Below are 16,245 nucleotides of genomic sequence, written 5' to 3'. Positions count from 1 at the left end.
TCGTATTATTCTTTAGCTAAAGGCACCTCTATCCCCACCGGACCACTCGGCTCACTTTCATTCTTTAATCGATCCAAAGCAGTTACAAGATAGCTGTAACGTTTTCCGCTTTCTACACTTGTATCGATAAATGAAAGATAATCTTCAAAACTTATTTTAATAATATATTTAGGATCGAGCACAGAAATCTTTTCTCCTTCGCTAAAACGGTAAATTACAAAACCCGAAGCCGTTTCGCCATCTTTCGCTTTTAAAGGAAGTTGCCATTTTAAATGAACGCCGTCCTTTAACGCATCTGCTGTTAAGGCCAATGGTTCATTAGGTGGTACATCATCCAACCAGGGCATTTGAGGAGGCAGGGCAGGGTATTTGTAAAAATCATTCTTTAACGAATCGCCAACAGCCTTTGCCACCGTGCTTAAAGATTTTGAACTAAAATAAACACTTCCCTGAATTCGGTTATTATTTCTAATGTACCTGATCTGATTCGGAATTTCGCTTAAATTTTTCCAGGCGGCTTCTGCACGCGAATTAACCAGGTAAGCACCCTGGCCAATGTAAACATGCCGGCCATAAGTATTATTGCTCCACCAATCAACCAGGGTACCATAAGGCGCAACCCTTCTGGTAAACGTAAAATAAATTTGAGGATTGATGTAATCTACCCAGCCTTCCCTTACCCATTTACGGCTATCGGCAAAAAGCTCAGCATAATTGGATAAACCACTTGTTGCAGAACCTTCCGGATCTTCATATTTGTTTTTCCAGATACCAAACGGACTGATTCCGAATTTAACCCATTTTTTATAGTGGTGAATACTGTCATCCAGCTGTTTAATCAGTAAATCAACATTGTTCCGCCTCCAATCTTTAATATCCGAAATGTTATTTGGGTATTTGTAAAAAGTATTGCTGTCGTTAATTGTTTGTCCTTCAACCTTATACGGATAAAAATAATCGTCGAAATGGATTCCATCTACATCATACCCTTTCACCACATCTAAAATTACCTGAACAATATATTCCCTAACATCAGGGATACCTGGATCGAACTGTTTTTTGCCGCCGTAAGTAAAAAACCAATCTGGATGTTTACGGTAAGCATGGTCTTCGCTCAATACAGCAGAACTGCTCATACTCGCCCTGTAAGGGTTAAACCAGGCGTGAAGCTCCATCCCTCTAAAATGAGCCTCTTTAATGGCAAAAGCCAACGGATCGTAACCAGGAGCAGGAGCCAATCCCTGTTTACCCATTAACCACTGGCTCCATGGCTCTCTCGATTTTGCGTAAAAAGCATCAGCGGCTGGCCTTACCTGCAAAATTATAGCATTCATGCCTTGACTTTTATGCCGCTCCAAAATCCCGATCAGCTCTTGCTTTTGTTGATCGATGCTTAAACCCGGCCGCGATGGCCAGTCGATATTGGTAACTGTAGCCACCCAAACACCCCTAAACTCCCTTTTTGGTGCAATTTTTGATAAAGGTTGTGCATTTAATATATAAGGTACTACGATTAAAGATAAAAGTGCGTATAGGAAGTTTTTAAGCATTATTTCTGTCTTATTTTTTACTCAGGTTGTGTGTTTGTGTTAATTTGAATACAAATCAACATTAGCAAGTAAACGATTTTTTTTAAAAACTCTTATAAGTTTTTAAAAAATTTTAATTTGCGCCCTGCTAAAATTAATTGTGTATACCCATTTACCTATGGAGAACAAAAGTATATTAATTAAAGAAGATACAGCGTTATTAAAAATGGAACCACAAAAGATTAATAAGGGTGATAGAAACAAAATTTACTTCCTGGTCATCGTTATTGCGGCTTTAATTGGCACAAATGCCTACTTATTTTTTAAAGATCGAAAGCAGAGCGAAAGATTTGTTACCGTTAGCACAGAAAAAGATAAGCTAAGGCTTGAGGTAGAAAAGATTGAGGTTGAGCTGGATAAAGTGAATGCCTTAAATTTAGACCTAAACGATAAACTTGTTGAAGAGCAAAAATTAGCCCGCGAAAAAATTGATGAACTTAAGGTTGCCTTAGAAAAAAATCAGATCACACAGGGCGAGCTTGATAAAGCCAATGCGCAGATAAACGAGCTTAAAACTTTTGTAAAAAATTACAACGATCAGATTATCCAGCTACAAAAAGATAACATTTTTCTAAAAAACAGTCGCGATAGCTTAGAAAATACACTGAAAAATATCAGTAATAAGGCTTCAAATCTCGAAAATGAGAATTCGAGTTTAAACGCGAAAGTTAGAACCGCAGCAGCATTAAAATTGCAAACTGCCGAAATTATTGCCTTCAGAACCAAATCGAGCGGCAAAAAAGTTGAAGTAACAAAATCATCCACTGCCGAAAAATTAAGCGTAAGGTTTAATATTATTCCCAATCAACTGGCAGAAAAAGGCCATCACAACATTTATTTAAGGGTATTTGATCCTGCCGGAAATTTATTGGCCGACGAAGGCAACCGTTTCGAGGCTGATGGACAGGAAATGCAGTTCAGCCATTCTATTTTTATCAATTACAATAACGACGATAGCACCTATGTTATCGACTGGGCAAATCCAAAACCTTTTATTAAGGGGATTTATACCGTAATTTTATATGCTGATGGCAACACCATGGGCAAAGCTCAAGTAGAATTGAGGTAAAATCAGCACCATATTAACCAATCTTTATTTTTTATTTAGCTAAAGGGAAATTCAAATAAAACGTAGTTCCCAAGCCTGCTATTGACGTAAATTTAACCGACCCGCCAGCATTTTCAACCGCTTGCTTTACAAAAGCCAACCCTAAGCCAGTGCCCGAAGTTTTGGTGGTAAAGTTTGGTACAAAAATCTTATCGTGTAAGGTTAAAGGGATACCTTTACCATTATCTTTAATCTCGATATATGCATTTTGCGCATCAATGTATACCACAATGGAAATGCAGCATAAAGTTTCTTCATCAATGGCTTCAATGGCATTTTTAAGCAAGTTATTAAAGGTTCTTAAAAGCTGATCATGATCGGCCATAATTTCGATATCACGGTCACTTTTATTCAGCACATCAATCGTTACATTTTCTGTACTTTTAAATACCTCTCTTGCCTGTTCAATTATTGGAACCAAAGAAAGGCGTTCCAGGTTGGTATCAGGCATTTTTGCAAAGTTCGAAAATTCGGAAGCAATCTTCGAAAGACTGTCAATTTGTTCTATAAACGATTTGCTAAACTTATTAAACTTTAACTCAAAATTTGGATCTTTCTCTTTCCATGATTTCTCCAGCAATTGAACACCCAGTTTTAAAGGTGTTAGCGGGTTTTTAATTTCATGGGCAACCTGTTTGGCCATTTCGCGCCAGGCACTTTCACGCTCAGATCTTGCCAGCTTAAGCGCACTAGCCTCCAGTGCCGAAATCATATTGTTATATTCTTTAATTAAAGAGCCAATTTCATCATGCCTGCGCCACACAATTGGTTCGTTACGCTGGCCAATTTTTGTTTTACTAATGCTTTCCTGTATTAGTGTTAAAGGACTGGTGATTTGGTTGGCCAAAAATACGGCAAGTACACCAATGGCTACAAAAACGAGTGCATAAATATTGATCAGATTGCTTACAAAAAGCGCAATTTTATCGGTATATTCTTCTTCGTTTGAATAATTTGGCAAACCGATATATGCAATGGTTTTATTCTGTGCGTTTCTGATTGGTGCATAAGCAGCCGCATAAATTAAATTCCCAATATTTTCTTTAGGATTTATATATTCCGAACGGTGCAAACCACTCAATGAAAAGAAGGCTTTCGGTCCCATCTTTTTACCAATAATTTTATAATTATACAGCTTGGGATAGGTAGTCATCAATAAATTGCCGTTCAAATCATATAAATTCAAATCTGCATTGTTAATATCTGCAAAGTTGTTAAAATCGGCTATTGCGTTCTCATCATTTGTGATTATTCCATTGCTAAAAACCTGTTTTTCGAAGTTTTGCTGCACCTTTCTTATCTTATCCTTTAATATTGCATCTTGCTGACCGCGGTATTCAAGGTTCATGTAATAATAAGTTACCCAGCCAACAATTACCAATGTTGCCACAACAGAAAGTACAATCGACACCTGGATTCTGGTTTTGTAAAGAATCTTATTGGCATTGATCATTAACGACCTGTTTATACTGAACCAACCTACTTTATCGTCATCCAGGTTTTTAATAAGCCAGATTAAGCCATAAAGCAATATTGAAAAAATGATAAATACCAGAAAAAAGAAAGAAAGGGCTGCCAATCGCTCCAGGTAATCAACTTTCTCCCTGCTGATAATTACCATTTTGCTATCAGATGGCTTATAAATTAAATGGCTGTAGTGGAGTTGGTCATCGCTTATGGTAATAAAATCATCTTTTCTGCCTTTAAATATGCTTCCATCTAAAGGATAGGTGTAGTTACCAGATTGGTTGAGGAGTTTATTATTACTGTACAATGCAATGGAATAACCTTTAAAATCCTCATCTTTCATCAATCTCTGATCACCTAAAAGATCCGGAAGACGGTTATTATAATTATAAGGCTTAGATCGAAGCTCGATAACCAATGTACCCAATAAATTGCCTTGATCTACAACAGAAATTATCCCGAAATAATCCTGGTAACCGAAAGTATTATTTACCTGATAAAAAAAGTTAGAACCATCTATTTTAACAGAGCCAGCTTCTACCAGGTTTTTGTATTTATTAATCGGAGGACTATCAGAACTGCCAATTATAACACCTGATTTATCGTAAGGATAAATCTGATAATCATACCTGTTTAAATAACCATCCAAATAATCTTTAATGTGATTTTTAAGCACAGAATAATTTCCGGTCCGGTCCTGATCAAAATACCGCACCAAAAAATCATCTTTAACTATTTCATTTCCTAAAGCACCAAGCGCAACAATGGCATTCGGATCTTCTGATGACTGTACTTTACGTGCAAGCGGTTCGCGTAAGCTTCTTTCTTTAAAATCTTTATACCGCGTATATTTAATTGAGGTATTAAAGGCCAGGCAGAAAAAAACAATGGCAAACATCCCTATCGAAAAGTTTTGCTCTTTCACATAAACCGCCCGCGCAACAATAAATAAAGCAAGTGCAAAAACAATAAAAAATGCATTAAAATCTACAACGAGCTTGTACACAAAAACACCAGCAAACCCAATTAGAAAAATTATTAGCCGCTCCCTGTTTGTAACATTCAGCTGTTTGCTTACTGTTGCCGAAATAACCGTTATGAGGTAAATCTGAAACCAGGCCAAACATAAAATGACGATGCCTACCCAGCTGGTTCCACTCAGTTTTAAAATATTTACGATATCGAAATTGATTTTGGAATTAAAGATCAATCCGAAAAAAATATCATCTGTATCCCAAACTATCCGGCCAATTAATACCAGTAAAACTGCCTGGATAATTAAGCCTATTATTTTATTCCGTTTAATTGATTCGGGAAACTGATATTGCTCCTTATGGTTATACATAAATAAGAGCAGCCAGGTGAGTACAATTACATTCAGCAGGAAATCGCCCAGTGAAGGCATTAAAAAGCTATCGGCATAAATCCGCGGATCGAATAACTCTAAAATAAACCGATGGTTAAACCACCCGTAATATAAATCTGATAACCGAAAAGCCAGGAAGAAAAAAAGCAGCAAAAAGGTGCCCCATGCAATGTGGCCGCGCCTGGCAATAAGCGAGCTTAAAGAGTTAAAAAACATACAGATGCACAGCATCCCGGCAACAAAAAGCCACAACTGTGTACCAGAATAATAAGTTTCTGCATAACCGGATTTAACCTTCAGCCCGAAAAGAAATTTATTGTCAACACTTTTAATCACATATACATCCTTATCAGTAAAAGATGCAAAGGTTAACAACTTGGTTTTGGATAAAATTGGGTCGATATCGTTTTTAAAGTATTGCGTTTCTTTAAAAGGATACTGAGACTGGATAGAGATTAGAAAAATAAGGCTAAAATTACCTTGCGTGCTTTTTATTACCTCATACCAGCCATTGGAGAAAAACAATACAGAACTACCTTCTTTTATCGTATTCGGATCAATATCAGACACTTTATAGGTGCTCCAAAACTTAAGCTGGCTATTTTGGTAGGTTAATAAGTTTATGCCACTCTTTTCGCGAAAAGATTCAATAAAATCTAGCGCATTTTTTGGATTAGTATGAAATTGTTTGGCTTTGGCTACTTCTTTCTTATTTGCCAGGAAATTTTGCACCGCTTTTTCCTTTATCGAAAGGTTTTGCTGAATTTCTTCTGCATCACGGTCAAGCAATTCGCTTTTTGTTGTAAAATGGCTTAACGAAATAGAAGTCACAATTAAGCAACAGCCCAAAACGAGCAAAAGAAACCTTATTTTTACACCAAAGCTCATTTTCATCTAATGATAAAGATATTAATATTGATAAAAAATAACGCCATAAACAGTTGAGTTTATGGCGTTGTAACTATTATTCTATTTTTGAATACTTAAGCTATAGTAGCGCTGCTTGTTTGTACTTCGCGGCTTACTTTTTTAACCAATCCCTGTAATACATTTCCTGGACCTACCTCTACAAATTCAGTTGCGCCATCGGCAAGCATATTACCTACTGTTTGTGTCCAACGTACAGCTCCTGTTAATTGTTTAATTAAATTTGCTTTAATTTCGGTTGGATCAGTATAAGGCTTAGCATCAACATTTTGGTAAACCGGGCAAATTGGCGCAGAAATATCTGTGGCTTCAATTGCTGCTTGCAGTTCAATTTTTGCCGGCTCCATTAATGGCGAGTGAAATGCACCACCAACATTTAATTTTAATGCCCTTTTTGCTCCGGCTTCAGTTAATTTGGCACAAGCCAGATCAATACCTTCTAAACTGCCAGAGATAACCAGTTGCCCCGGGCAGTTGTAATTTGCAGGAACAACAACAGCATCAATTTCTGCACATATTTTTTCAACCACATCATCTGCCAGGCCTAAAATAGCCGCCATTGTTGAGGGTTGTGCTTCGCAAGCTTTTTGCATCGCATTTGCACGTGCAATAACCAACTTTAATCCATCTTCAAAAGATAATGCTTTTGCAGCCACCAAGGCAGAAAATTCGCCTAATGAATGACCGGCAACCATATCTGGAGTAAAACTTTCACCTAAAACTTTTGCCAAAATAACCGAATGCAAAAAGATAGCGGGTTGGGTTACATTGGTTTGTTTAAGTTCTTCATCTGTTCCTGAGAACATAATGTCACTGATACGGAAACCGATAATCTGGTTGGCCTGTTCAAATAATTCTGCAGCTTTTGGGTTTTCGTAAAGATCTTTACCCATGCCTACAAACTGTGCTCCCTGTCCGGGAAAAATATATGCTTTCATATCCTTTAATCCCCAAGGGGGAAATTAAATATTTACTTAAATTATTATTGAAACCCTCCCCTTTAGGAGGATGCGGCTAATCTAAACTCGCCGTTATTAACCTCAAAAACTCCGCTCTCGTTTTATCGTTGCTTAAAAAAGTACCGGTAAAAGCTGAGGTTGTAGTAACCGAATTCTGTTTCTGCACTCCACGCATCGACATGCATAAATGCCTGCATTCCATCACTACGGCTACACCCATTGGGTTTAGCGTATTTTGAATACAATCTCTGATTTCGTTTGTTAAACGCTCCTGTACCTGTAAACGACGGGCAAAGGCATCAACCACCCTTGGTATTTTGCTCAAACCAACAATGTGCCCGTTAGGAATATAAGCAATATGTGCTTTACCAAAAAATGGCAGCATGTGGTGTTCGCACATCGAATACACTTCTATATCTTTTACCACCACCATTTGGCTATAATCTTCCTGGAACATTGCCCCTTTAAGAATTTCATCTGGTTTTAAATCATAACCGTGGGTTAAGTATTGTAAAGCCTTTGCCACGCGCTCCGGTGTTTTCAATAATCCCTCACGCTCAGGATCTTCGCCCAATTGGCCAAGAATATCTTTATAATGTGCAGCTACAGCTTCAATTTTATTTTCGTTGTAACGGTCTATTTTTACATAACCATCCCTCGATTCATCTTTTAATACGTCTTTATTGCTCATTAATTTAGATTTTAGCCAAAATATTCAACAAAATTATTTTCGGTTTCGTAAATCTTTACGCAATGCAAAATGGCTCCACTTTCTGCAATTGGTGCCAAAAGCTGATTCCAGATTTCGATGGCCAGGTTTTCTGTAGAAGCCAGCTTGCCTTTCATAAAATCAACATCAAGATTTAAGTTTTTATGATCAACTTTATCTACCACATAATTATTCATTACGTCTTTCAGCCATTTTAAATCCACCAGGAAACCTGTTTCAGGGTTAACTTCGCCTTTAACGGTAACATATAACCAATAGTTATGGCCATGCCAGTTGGGGTTGGCACATTTACCATAAACTTCATTATTTTTTTCATCATCCCAATCGGTACGGGCTAATTTATGCGCGGCGTTAAATGATGCTTTTCTTGTTATGTAAATCATTACTATAAAATAAAATGCAAATATACGGATAAAGGTTTAAGCTTTAAGATTAAAGGCCAGCTTAAAGAAAACCTAAAATTTTAACAAAACTATCTGCTAACTTTACTAAATGAAAACCTTAGTTGTTGCTGCTACAAAAGCAGAACTTGCCTTCTTTTATCAGCATTTCAATTTACCGGAGGGTGATTTTATAGCGCATAAAAATTTCGATCTGCTAATTACAGGAGTAGGTATGGTGGCAACAGCTTTCGCTTTGGGCAAGCATCTTTCTTCTAAATACGATCTTGTTGTAAACTTCGGCATTGCAGGCTGTTTTGACAGAAATACAGCCTTAGGAACAGTTTTAAACATTATTGAGGATACTTTTGCAGAGTTGGGTGCAGAAAATGGAGATGAATTTTTAACGATAACCGATTTGGGTTTTGGCGAAAACCATTATACAACTAAAACACAGCGAAAAGTTGGCTTGCCACTGGCAAAAGGAATTACCGTGAATTGCGTAACAGGAAGTGAAAAAAGCATTAAAAACCTGGTAAAAAGGTTAAACCCTACCACCGAAAGCATGGAGGGTGCTGCCGTTTTTTATGCCTGTAAACAGCTAAATATTGATTGCCTGCAAATTAGGAGTGTATCCAATTATGTGGAACCCAGAAATAAAGACAATTGGAAAATAGGACTTGCAGTAAAAAATTTAAACGAATGGGCCATTGCTTTTATTGGAGAAATGAACTCATTATGACCGATTAATTTTATGCAGTAGTTATTTTTGATGAATGAAACTTACACTTGGATTTTCACCCTGCCCTAACGATACATTTATTTTCGACGCATTAATTCACCATAAAATTGATACAGAAGGTTTAGAATTTGAGGTGTCTTATGATGATGTGGAAACATTAAATCAAAAGGCACTTAGAGGTGAATTGGACATTACCAAGTTAAGTTTCCATGCTTTTGCATACGTAGCCGATCAATATGCCTTATTAGATGCCGGAAGTGCTTTAGGTTTTGGTGTAGGCCCATTATTAATCAGCAAAAATCAATTTAACGAGTCAGAACTTCAGGCTTCAAACGCCCAATTAAAGGTAGGTATACCTGGAAAGTATACAACGGCCAATTTTTTGCTGGGTATTGCTTACCCTCATTTGCTCAATAAACAGGAGCTTGTTTTTTCTGAAATCGAATCAGCATTACTTCATGAAGAGATCGATTTAGGTTTAATCATTCACGAAAACAGGTTTACTTATCAGGATAAAGGCTTAACCAAAATTGTGGATTTAGGCGATTATTGGGAAAAATTAACCGGTTGCGCCATTCCATTGGGCGGAATTGTGATTAACAGGAATTTAGATCGTGAAGTACAGCTAAAAGTGAACCGCTTAATCCGCCAATCGGTAGAATTTGCCTTTGCACACCCAAAATCTGGTATCGATTTCATCCGCGAGCATGCCCAGGCAATGGAAGAAAGTGTAATGTACAAACATATCGAACTCTACGTAAATAAATACAGTGTAAACCTTGGCGAAGAAGGCCGGAAAGCGGTAGATACTTTATTTAAACTGGCTCAGGAAAGAAATATTATCCCGACCATACGGGAGAACCTGTACATTTAATTTGTTCCGAAATCCCGACTGTAGCGGAGCGATTTAATCTTGTATAAAAGCCCTGAAAAAAGTTCAGGATACGCATGAGATGAAAGTGGACACATGAAGGCTACCATTGACAGATTCTATTAAAAAGCGTAGTCATCTCGACTGGAACGCAGTGGAATGGAGAGATCTATCTCGTTAGATTTCCCGACTACGTTTCATCCTACTAAAAGTAGAAAAACGTATAGAAAACATAATAGAATTTCCGTGAATTCTGTGTTTCCGTGGCAAATGCAATAAAAAAACACAATTAAGTAGCTGTGGTTATTTAAAATCGAAATCCTGAAACAAGTTCAGGAAGACGCATGAGATGAAAGTGGCACATTACAACATCCATTTGAATACCATACTAACCCACCAGCAATTTGTAACCTTTTCCATGCACATTGATGATTTCTACCGTAGGATCGGCTCTTAAGTATTTACGGAGTTTACTTAAAAATACATCCATACTCCTGCCGTTAAAGTAATTATCATCATGCCAGATACTGAGCAAGGCTTCTTCACGCGTTAAAACCGTATTCTTTTTTAAGCATAATAATCGCAACAACTCAGCTTCTTTGGTTGATAACTTTTGTTGTATATCATTATTGGTAATAATCTGGGTGGTATAATCGAAATGATACTGACCGATGGAAAACTGAGTTTCCGCAGCTTCATCATTCTGATCACTTTTATTGGCTACACGCTTAAACATGGCATTTATGCGCAATAAAAGTTCTTCTATACGAAATGGTTTGGTAATATAATCATCGCCACCCAAATCATAAGCGGCAGATTTATCTTCCAACATGGTTTTAGCTGTTGCAAAAATAATTGGAACCTGCGTGTTTACCTTTCTAATGTCTTTACCTAATGTAAATCCATCTTTTTTGGGCATCATCACATCCAAAATACAAAGATCGAAGTTTTGTTTGTTAAACGACCTCAACCCTTCTTCGCCATCAGTGCATAACACCACATCAAATTTACCCTTAAGCTGCAAATAGTCTTGTAACAATAAACCTAAATTTGGGTCGTCTTCTACCAGAAGTATTTTTTTCATTTTCTTAATTTTATTCATGTAGCATTACCTACATTGAAGGTTTGATTCTGAATATGCATAACGGTTTAATTTAGGATGAAGATTAAATTAATACTCCACTATATAAGGCAAATTAAACCTGGTATATTTTAATGTATCAATAAAGCAAACTTTGTATTGATGGTTAGCTGGTTTATAAAGGTAAAGATATTTCGAACGTGGTTCCCTTATCTTTTTCGCTACTTACTTTAACCGTTCCGTTTAGTTTTTTGATAATATCCTGCACATAATTTAAGCCCAGGCCAAAACCTTTCACATCGTGGAGGTTCCCAGTTGGCACCCTGTAAAATTGATCGAAAATCCGCTTCGATTGCTCTTTGGTCATTCCGATTCCCTTATCTGTAATTTCGATAATTAAATTTCTGTTGGTGTTACGGGTTGTAATGGTAATTTCTGGCGTATTACTACTGTATTTATTTGCATTATCAATCAGGTTATAAATTACGTTAGATAGGTGCAGTTCATCACCATAAACAACAGCATTTTCTGCATTGGTATTTACATGGATAATGGCATTCTTTTTCTGCAATTGCAATTCCATACTATCGAGCACAATTACAATCAGATCGTTCATATCCACTTCGGTATTCTCCATGGTTAGCTCACCTTTTTCTAAACGGGCAATGCTTAAAACACGCTCTATATGACTACCCAAACGAACATTTTCATCATAAATAATCCCTGCCAAACGTTTTAAACGGGCTTTATCTTCAGTTACTTCCGGATCTTTTAAAGCCTCGCTGGCAATCATAATCGTTGCAACAGGGGTTTTAAATTCGTGCGTCATATTATTGATGAAATCTGTTTTCATTTCCGACAGTTTCTTTTGCTTTAAAATGGCATAAAGGGTATAAGAAAAGATAAAAACAAGTACCAGCAACAAACCTATAGATGAGGCCAGCGTTGCGCTAAGATTAGAAATAATAGCTGAGTTTTTATTCGGAAAACTCACAAAAAGCATTCCCGGATCGCGGAACAAATCGTTTCCAAACAAAGGTGTTTTATAGGTATTTTCGGGCAAGAATTCTCCCTTTACATTGGAAGCCATCATGAAAATAGTAGAATCTTTTTTGGCTAAAGAAACCCGATAAGAAGGTTCCAGCTTAATATTATTCGCAATAAGTTCTTCTTTTAATAAACTGCCTAAAGCACTAAAATTAATGCGTTTGTAAATTGGCACGTTGCTTTCCTGCAGTTCTTTAGAAACATCTTCAACTACACTCGATCGGGTATAAAAGAAAGTATCCTTACCCAGCGAGGCTATTTTTAACTCTAGTTTCTTTCTCGAAATTTCATCTTCCCGCTTAAATTTTTTCTCTAAATCATTAGGGATTTTAGCTACACTTGCAAAGCCGGGATTACCGTCTCTGGGATCAAATACCAGGTACCTTAATGTATCAGGCAAACTTTGCAGGCTTTTAAATTCAAATGCTTTTGGTGGAGCGGCAAAGGGTTTTGTACGCATACTATAACCTTTTATAACCAAACTTTTCATATCAATAAAAGCATCCATCTGCAGATCCAGCTTATCTCCATTTTTTGATGACAATGAAGCATATTCTTTTTCGGAGATCACGTTGGGTGCTCGGTATTCTTCCCGAATAATACTATCCTGTTGATTAAGATAGTTCTCGATCTGATTTTCTCTTTCAACCTGGCGAAGCTCTACCTCTTGAGTATATTGTTGCCTTAAATCTTTTATATCCAGTGCACGCTGCCTAGAATCCTGAAGTTGTTTAAACTTATTTTCTGCGTCTTTTCTATTAAGATGATCTGCCACATTTCTACGCTGTATTTTATTCACAACTGTAGTTAGGGTCTGATTTACCTGTTCATCAAAAAGCTGAGATTTTAGTTTGTAAGACTCCCTGATGTAATACAACTGCATTACAAATACACCAAGCAAAGCCACCGTCATTAAAACGGTAATTAACCAAAAACTCTTTTTTTTCATAGAAACAGAGTGGTTCTAAAGGTAAAAAACCAAATCACAAACTTTTTAATCTAAACAGATATCAAAAATACTGAATAGCTAAGCTAAGTGTTTGTTTTTAACATATTTTAACAGCGGATGGCAAGTATGAATTATAAGGTTTGGCTATTTCACAAACCCTGTAAACTTCGGAAGTATAGCGGGCAGGCAAAAAAAAATGCCGAGACTAAAGCCTCGGCATGGTTCAAAATTGTTTGCTTAAAAAAGATTCTTTATTTAGAAAGGCAAATCATCATCTTCACCTGGTGTATTGCTCACATCAACCGGTGCTGCATATGCAGGGGTTGCTGCCGGGGCACCTGCTGCAACAGCATTGATACGCCAAATAACCAAACTGTTAAAATATGATGTTTTACCTGTTTTATCTGTCCAAGGGCGACCACGTAAATTAAAGAATACTTCAACCTCATCGCCTGCTTTAAATGTATCTAATAATGCTGTTTTATCCTGTAAAGCCTCAAAACGGATATATTCTGGGTATGTTGGATTTTCTGCGTATTCTATTATTAAATCACGTTTTTTAAACGTTTCACTTACTTGTTGTGTGGCACCTACTTCGTGTACTTTTCCTTTAATTTCCATATCTAATACTACTTAATGTACTATAAACATCAAATCTCTATAAATTTATTGATAACTTCGCATATATTATGATGCAAGTTTTCCACAATAAAAGCAAGGTAATTATTACCTGCAACAAGCGCCTTTCGCCCTATTTACAAGATGAAGTTACGGCCTTAGGTTACACCATAGAAAGATCTTTTGCTACCGGGGTTGAGCTCAATATTACCCTTACAGAGTGTATTAAGCTTAATTTGAACCTGCGTTGTGCCAGTCAGATTTTATATGCCATTAAAAGTTTTAAGGCCATTACGCCTGATGATTTATATAACGAAATTAAAGCCATTGAGTGGGAAGAACTGATCGATTTTTCGGGTTATTTTTCAGTAACCTCAAATGTTGATAACCCAAATATTACCACGCCTCTATTTGCCAACTTAAAAGTAAAAGACGCGATTGTTGATCGCATGAAGGAGAAAAAAGGTATTCGCCCCAACTCCGGATCGGATGCAAACAAAGCTGTAGTACATTTATACTGGAAAGATGCAGATGCTGATGTATTTATGGATACCTCAGGCGAAACACTTGCCAAACATGGTTACCGCAAAATTCCAGGGAAAGCGCCAATGTTAGAAGCTTTGGCAGCCGGAGTTATTTTAGCCACCAACTGGGATAAAAAATCGCCTTTTATTAACCCAATGTGCGGTTCAGGAACGCTTGCTATTGAAGCTGCTTTAATTGCTACCAACCGTGCGCCTGGCTTATACCGCATGAATTATGGTTTTATGCATATCTTGGGTTATAATGAAGAAGATTTTTTCACTGAACGCAGAATATTAAAGGATCAGGTGATTAAAAACATCGACCTTAAAATTGTGGCTTCCGATCTTTCTGAAGATGCCGTTGAGGTTACCCGAAGAAATGCAAAAACTGCTGGTGTAGATACTTTAATTGAATTTGAAGTATGCGACTTTGAATTAACGCCGGTACCTGAAGATGGTAAAGGAGTGGTTGTTTTTAACCCTGAATATGGTGAACGCTTGGGTGTTCATAGTAAATTAGAATTAACCTATAAGCGTATGGGCGATTTTATGAAAACCAAATGCAAAGGTTACTCTGGCTATATTTTCACCGGAAATCCTGATCTGGCAAAGAAAATTGGATTAAAAGCAGCTAAAAAGGTCGAATTTTATAATGGTAAACTAGATTGCAGATTATTGGAATACGAGTTATACGATGGCTCTCGCAGGGCACCATTAATTGAAGGCTAGATTTTTTGATTGAAAATTAATATATTAGACTCTCTTACGTACCATAACGTAAACAATTTTGAAAAATATGGAATTTGATGACATGGATCATATGCCCGAATGGGAGCATTTTAGCCGATTTGGCCGGGATGATGAGGATGAAGAAAATTTATCGAGTGATGATGCGGAAAAGGTTAGGCTAAAAGTTACCCGGGCTAAAAGCCTTTACAACCAGGCCAGGGCCGTTTATAAATATGCTGCCTTGTTTTGCGAAACGCTGGAAGGTGAAATGGCCGAAATGACCGCTAACTTAATTATGCAGAATGCACTTATGCTTTGCCCTAAAATTATTGGCGCAGAAGGAGCAGATATGTACATTTTAAGAATGGAAAATGCTTCCATCATCCGCACCAACTGCCGCGAACTGGAAACCCAGGTTAGGGCAGCAGATATGTTTGAGATTTGTACACCAGAATATAAAGACATTGTTTTAGGTGAAATTGAAAAATTTCGCCTGCTGTTTATCGAATGGGTAAGATATTTCGAAAAAGACGAGTTTGAAGATGATTGGGGATTATATTAGTCCTTAGCTTTTTAACCTGCAACTTTCTTATATTCTTCATTAATTATCATAACTTATAACCTCTAAATTCACTCCTTTCTTATTGGTTTTCCTTCTTTAATCTGGGTCAATAAAATCTTTCTGAAACACCATATATCAACCCCTAAAAAGAATACATTAAACATTTGGGTTGTTGCTTTGTTGTAATAATCAGTTCATTTTCCCGATACTCAAAATCTACTTATAGGGCCAAAAAATCCGGAAGCTAAAAATCTGCCACGGATAAAGTTTCGTACATAGTGAAAAACATTTAAAATTTATCCCTTTTTTATGGAAGATGTATTGGCTTTAAAGACGAAGAATGTTGCTGGGAATATTAGGAAAATTAGAGAATACAGAGACTATACTCAAGATTATCTGGCAGCAAAATTAAAAATCTCTCAAAATGCATATAGCAAAATTGAACTTGGTTACAGTAAATTAACAATTGACCGTTTATTTCAAATTGCAGCAATTTTGGAGGTGGAAGTACCTCATTTATTAACCCTTAACCACAATGATTTAATTAAAATTATTGCGGATGATGAAAGCAGAACAGCAGCGGCGAGTTAATTAAC

General features: G+C 36.9%; 14 protein-coding genes. 6 read left to right on the top strand and 8 right to left on the bottom strand.

All coding sequences use genetic code 11. The features are described from left to right. Positions 1 to 5 precede the first annotated feature (5 nt). Positions 6 to 1,550, bottom strand: coding sequence for a glycoside hydrolase family 10 protein (locus ASE74_RS03645; RefSeq protein WP_055904312.1), 1,545 nt, complete (start codon positions 1,548 to 1,550; stop codon positions 6 to 8). 157 nt (positions 1,551 to 1,707) lie between these two features. Here ASE74_RS03645 and ASE74_RS03640 point away from each other — a divergent pair, with 157 nt between their 5' ends. After that, positions 1,708 to 2,658, top strand: a complete 951-nt coding sequence (locus ASE74_RS03640; RefSeq protein WP_235525997.1) for a hypothetical protein — start codon at positions 1,708 to 1,710, stop codon at positions 2,656 to 2,658. Between the two features lie 31 nt (positions 2,659 to 2,689). Here the strand turns inward: ASE74_RS03640 and ASE74_RS03635 are convergent, their stop codons facing one another. The 4 genes from ASE74_RS03635 to ASE74_RS03620 all read right to left on the bottom strand — a co-directional run bounded on the left by ASE74_RS03635 (position 2,690) and on the right by ASE74_RS03620 (position 8,529). Further along, positions 2,690 to 6,418: a HAMP domain-containing sensor histidine kinase gene (locus ASE74_RS03635; RefSeq protein ID WP_235525996.1), complete on the bottom strand. Its 3,729-nt coding sequence runs from the start codon at positions 6,416 to 6,418 to the stop codon at positions 2,690 to 2,692. A 95-nt stretch (positions 6,419 to 6,513) separates the two neighbouring features. Next, complete coding sequence (fabD, locus tag ASE74_RS03630) at positions 6,514 to 7,395, bottom strand: ACP S-malonyltransferase (protein WP_055904303.1); 882 nt, start codon at positions 7,393 to 7,395, stop codon at positions 6,514 to 6,516. Positions 7,396 to 7,471: 76 nt separating this feature from the next. Then, positions 7,472 to 8,107, bottom strand: a complete 636-nt coding sequence (gene folE / locus ASE74_RS03625; RefSeq protein WP_055904300.1) for a GTP cyclohydrolase I FolE — start codon at positions 8,105 to 8,107, stop codon at positions 7,472 to 7,474. Between the two features lie 11 nt (positions 8,108 to 8,118). Next, positions 8,119 to 8,529 carry a 6-carboxytetrahydropterin synthase gene (locus ASE74_RS03620; RefSeq protein WP_055904297.1) on the bottom strand — a complete coding sequence of 137 codons (411 nt, stop codon included), beginning with the start codon at positions 8,527 to 8,529 and terminating at the stop codon, positions 8,119 to 8,121. Positions 8,530 to 8,638: 109 nt separating this feature from the next. Here ASE74_RS03620 and mqnB point away from each other — a divergent pair, with 109 nt between their 5' ends. Beyond that, a complete protein-coding gene (gene mqnB, locus ASE74_RS03615; protein ID WP_055904294.1) occupies positions 8,639 to 9,268 on the top strand; it encodes a futalosine hydrolase in 630 nt (209 codons plus the stop codon). Positions 9,269 to 9,302: 34 nt separating this feature from the next. Further along, positions 9,303 to 10,142, top strand: a complete 840-nt coding sequence (locus ASE74_RS03610; protein WP_055904291.1) for a menaquinone biosynthesis family protein — start codon at positions 9,303 to 9,305, stop codon at positions 10,140 to 10,142. A 385-nt stretch (positions 10,143 to 10,527) separates the two neighbouring features. Here ASE74_RS03610 and ASE74_RS03605 read toward each other — a convergent pair whose 3' ends face one another. From ASE74_RS03605 to ASE74_RS03595, 3 genes are all read right to left on the bottom strand, one after another. Then, the gene (locus tag ASE74_RS03605) at positions 10,528 to 11,223 is read right to left on the bottom strand and encodes a response regulator transcription factor (RefSeq protein ID WP_200912257.1); all 696 of its coding nucleotides are present in this window, start codon (positions 11,221 to 11,223) and stop codon (positions 10,528 to 10,530) included. A 172-nt stretch (positions 11,224 to 11,395) separates the two neighbouring features. Next, positions 11,396 to 13,216 (bottom strand): sensor histidine kinase KdpD, encoded by a 1,821-nt coding sequence (locus ASE74_RS03600; RefSeq protein ID WP_055904288.1) that lies wholly within the window; start codon positions 13,214 to 13,216, stop codon positions 11,396 to 11,398. Positions 13,217 to 13,471: 255 nt separating this feature from the next. Continuing rightward, the gene (locus ASE74_RS03595) at positions 13,472 to 13,837 is read right to left on the bottom strand and encodes a DUF3127 domain-containing protein (RefSeq protein WP_055904285.1); all 366 of its coding nucleotides are present in this window, start codon (positions 13,835 to 13,837) and stop codon (positions 13,472 to 13,474) included. A 71-nt stretch (positions 13,838 to 13,908) separates the two neighbouring features. Between ASE74_RS03595 and ASE74_RS03590 the strand changes: the two genes are divergently transcribed. The 3 genes from ASE74_RS03590 to ASE74_RS03580 all read left to right on the top strand — a co-directional run bounded on the left by ASE74_RS03590 (position 13,909) and on the right by ASE74_RS03580 (position 16,240). After that, positions 13,909 to 15,087, top strand: a complete 1,179-nt coding sequence (locus ASE74_RS03590) for a class I SAM-dependent RNA methyltransferase (RefSeq protein WP_055904388.1) — start codon at positions 13,909 to 13,911, stop codon at positions 15,085 to 15,087. A 67-nt stretch (positions 15,088 to 15,154) separates the two neighbouring features. After that, entirely contained in the window at positions 15,155 to 15,649 is a 495-nt protein-coding gene (locus ASE74_RS03585) for a hypothetical protein (RefSeq protein WP_055904280.1), read from the top strand. A 309-nt stretch (positions 15,650 to 15,958) separates the two neighbouring features. Beyond that, positions 15,959 to 16,240: a helix-turn-helix domain-containing protein gene (locus ASE74_RS03580; protein WP_055904277.1), complete on the top strand. Its 282-nt coding sequence runs from the start codon at positions 15,959 to 15,961 to the stop codon at positions 16,238 to 16,240. Positions 16,241 to 16,245 lie beyond the last annotated feature (5 nt).

This window comes from Pedobacter sp. Leaf216, assembly GCF_001421515.1.
Classification (GTDB): Bacteria; Bacteroidota; Bacteroidia; order Sphingobacteriales; family Sphingobacteriaceae; genus Pedobacter.
This window is presented reverse-complemented; position numbering and strand designations above follow the sequence as displayed.

Bases quoted from the DNA above. Each gene is read 5' to 3' on its own strand.
- ASE74_RS03645 (WP_055904312.1), bottom strand. From the start codon at position 1,550: ATGCTTAAAAACTTCCTATACGCACTTTTATCTTTAATCGTAGTACCT.
- ASE74_RS03640 (WP_235525997.1), top strand. From the start codon at position 1,708: ATGGAGAACAAAAGTATATTAATTAAAGAAGATACAGCGTTATTAAAA.
- ASE74_RS03635 (WP_235525996.1), bottom strand. From the start codon at position 6,418: ATGAGCTTTGGTGTAAAAATAAGGTTTCTTTTGCTCGTTTTGGGCTGT.
- fabD (WP_055904303.1), bottom strand. From the start codon at position 7,395: ATGAAAGCATATATTTTTCCCGGACAGGGAGCACAGTTTGTAGGCATG.
- folE (WP_055904300.1), bottom strand. From the start codon at position 8,107: ATGAGCAATAAAGACGTATTAAAAGATGAATCGAGGGATGGTTATGTA.
- ASE74_RS03620 (WP_055904297.1), bottom strand. From the start codon at position 8,529: ATGATTTACATAACAAGAAAAGCATCATTTAACGCCGCGCATAAATTA.
- mqnB (WP_055904294.1), top strand. From the start codon at position 8,639: ATGAAAACCTTAGTTGTTGCTGCTACAAAAGCAGAACTTGCCTTCTTT.
- ASE74_RS03610 (WP_055904291.1), top strand. From the start codon at position 9,303: ATGAAACTTACACTTGGATTTTCACCCTGCCCTAACGATACATTTATT.
- ASE74_RS03605 (WP_200912257.1), bottom strand. From the start codon at position 11,223: ATGAAAAAAATACTTCTGGTAGAAGACGACCCAAATTTAGGTTTATTG.
- ASE74_RS03600 (WP_055904288.1), bottom strand. From the start codon at position 13,216: ATGAAAAAAAAGAGTTTTTGGTTAATTACCGTTTTAATGACGGTGGCT.
- ASE74_RS03595 (WP_055904285.1), bottom strand. From the start codon at position 13,837: ATGGAAATTAAAGGAAAAGTACACGAAGTAGGTGCCACACAACAAGTA.
- ASE74_RS03590 (WP_055904388.1), top strand. From the start codon at position 13,909: ATGCAAGTTTTCCACAATAAAAGCAAGGTAATTATTACCTGCAACAAG.
- ASE74_RS03585 (WP_055904280.1), top strand. From the start codon at position 15,155: ATGGAATTTGATGACATGGATCATATGCCCGAATGGGAGCATTTTAGC.
- ASE74_RS03580 (WP_055904277.1), top strand. From the start codon at position 15,959: ATGGAAGATGTATTGGCTTTAAAGACGAAGAATGTTGCTGGGAATATT.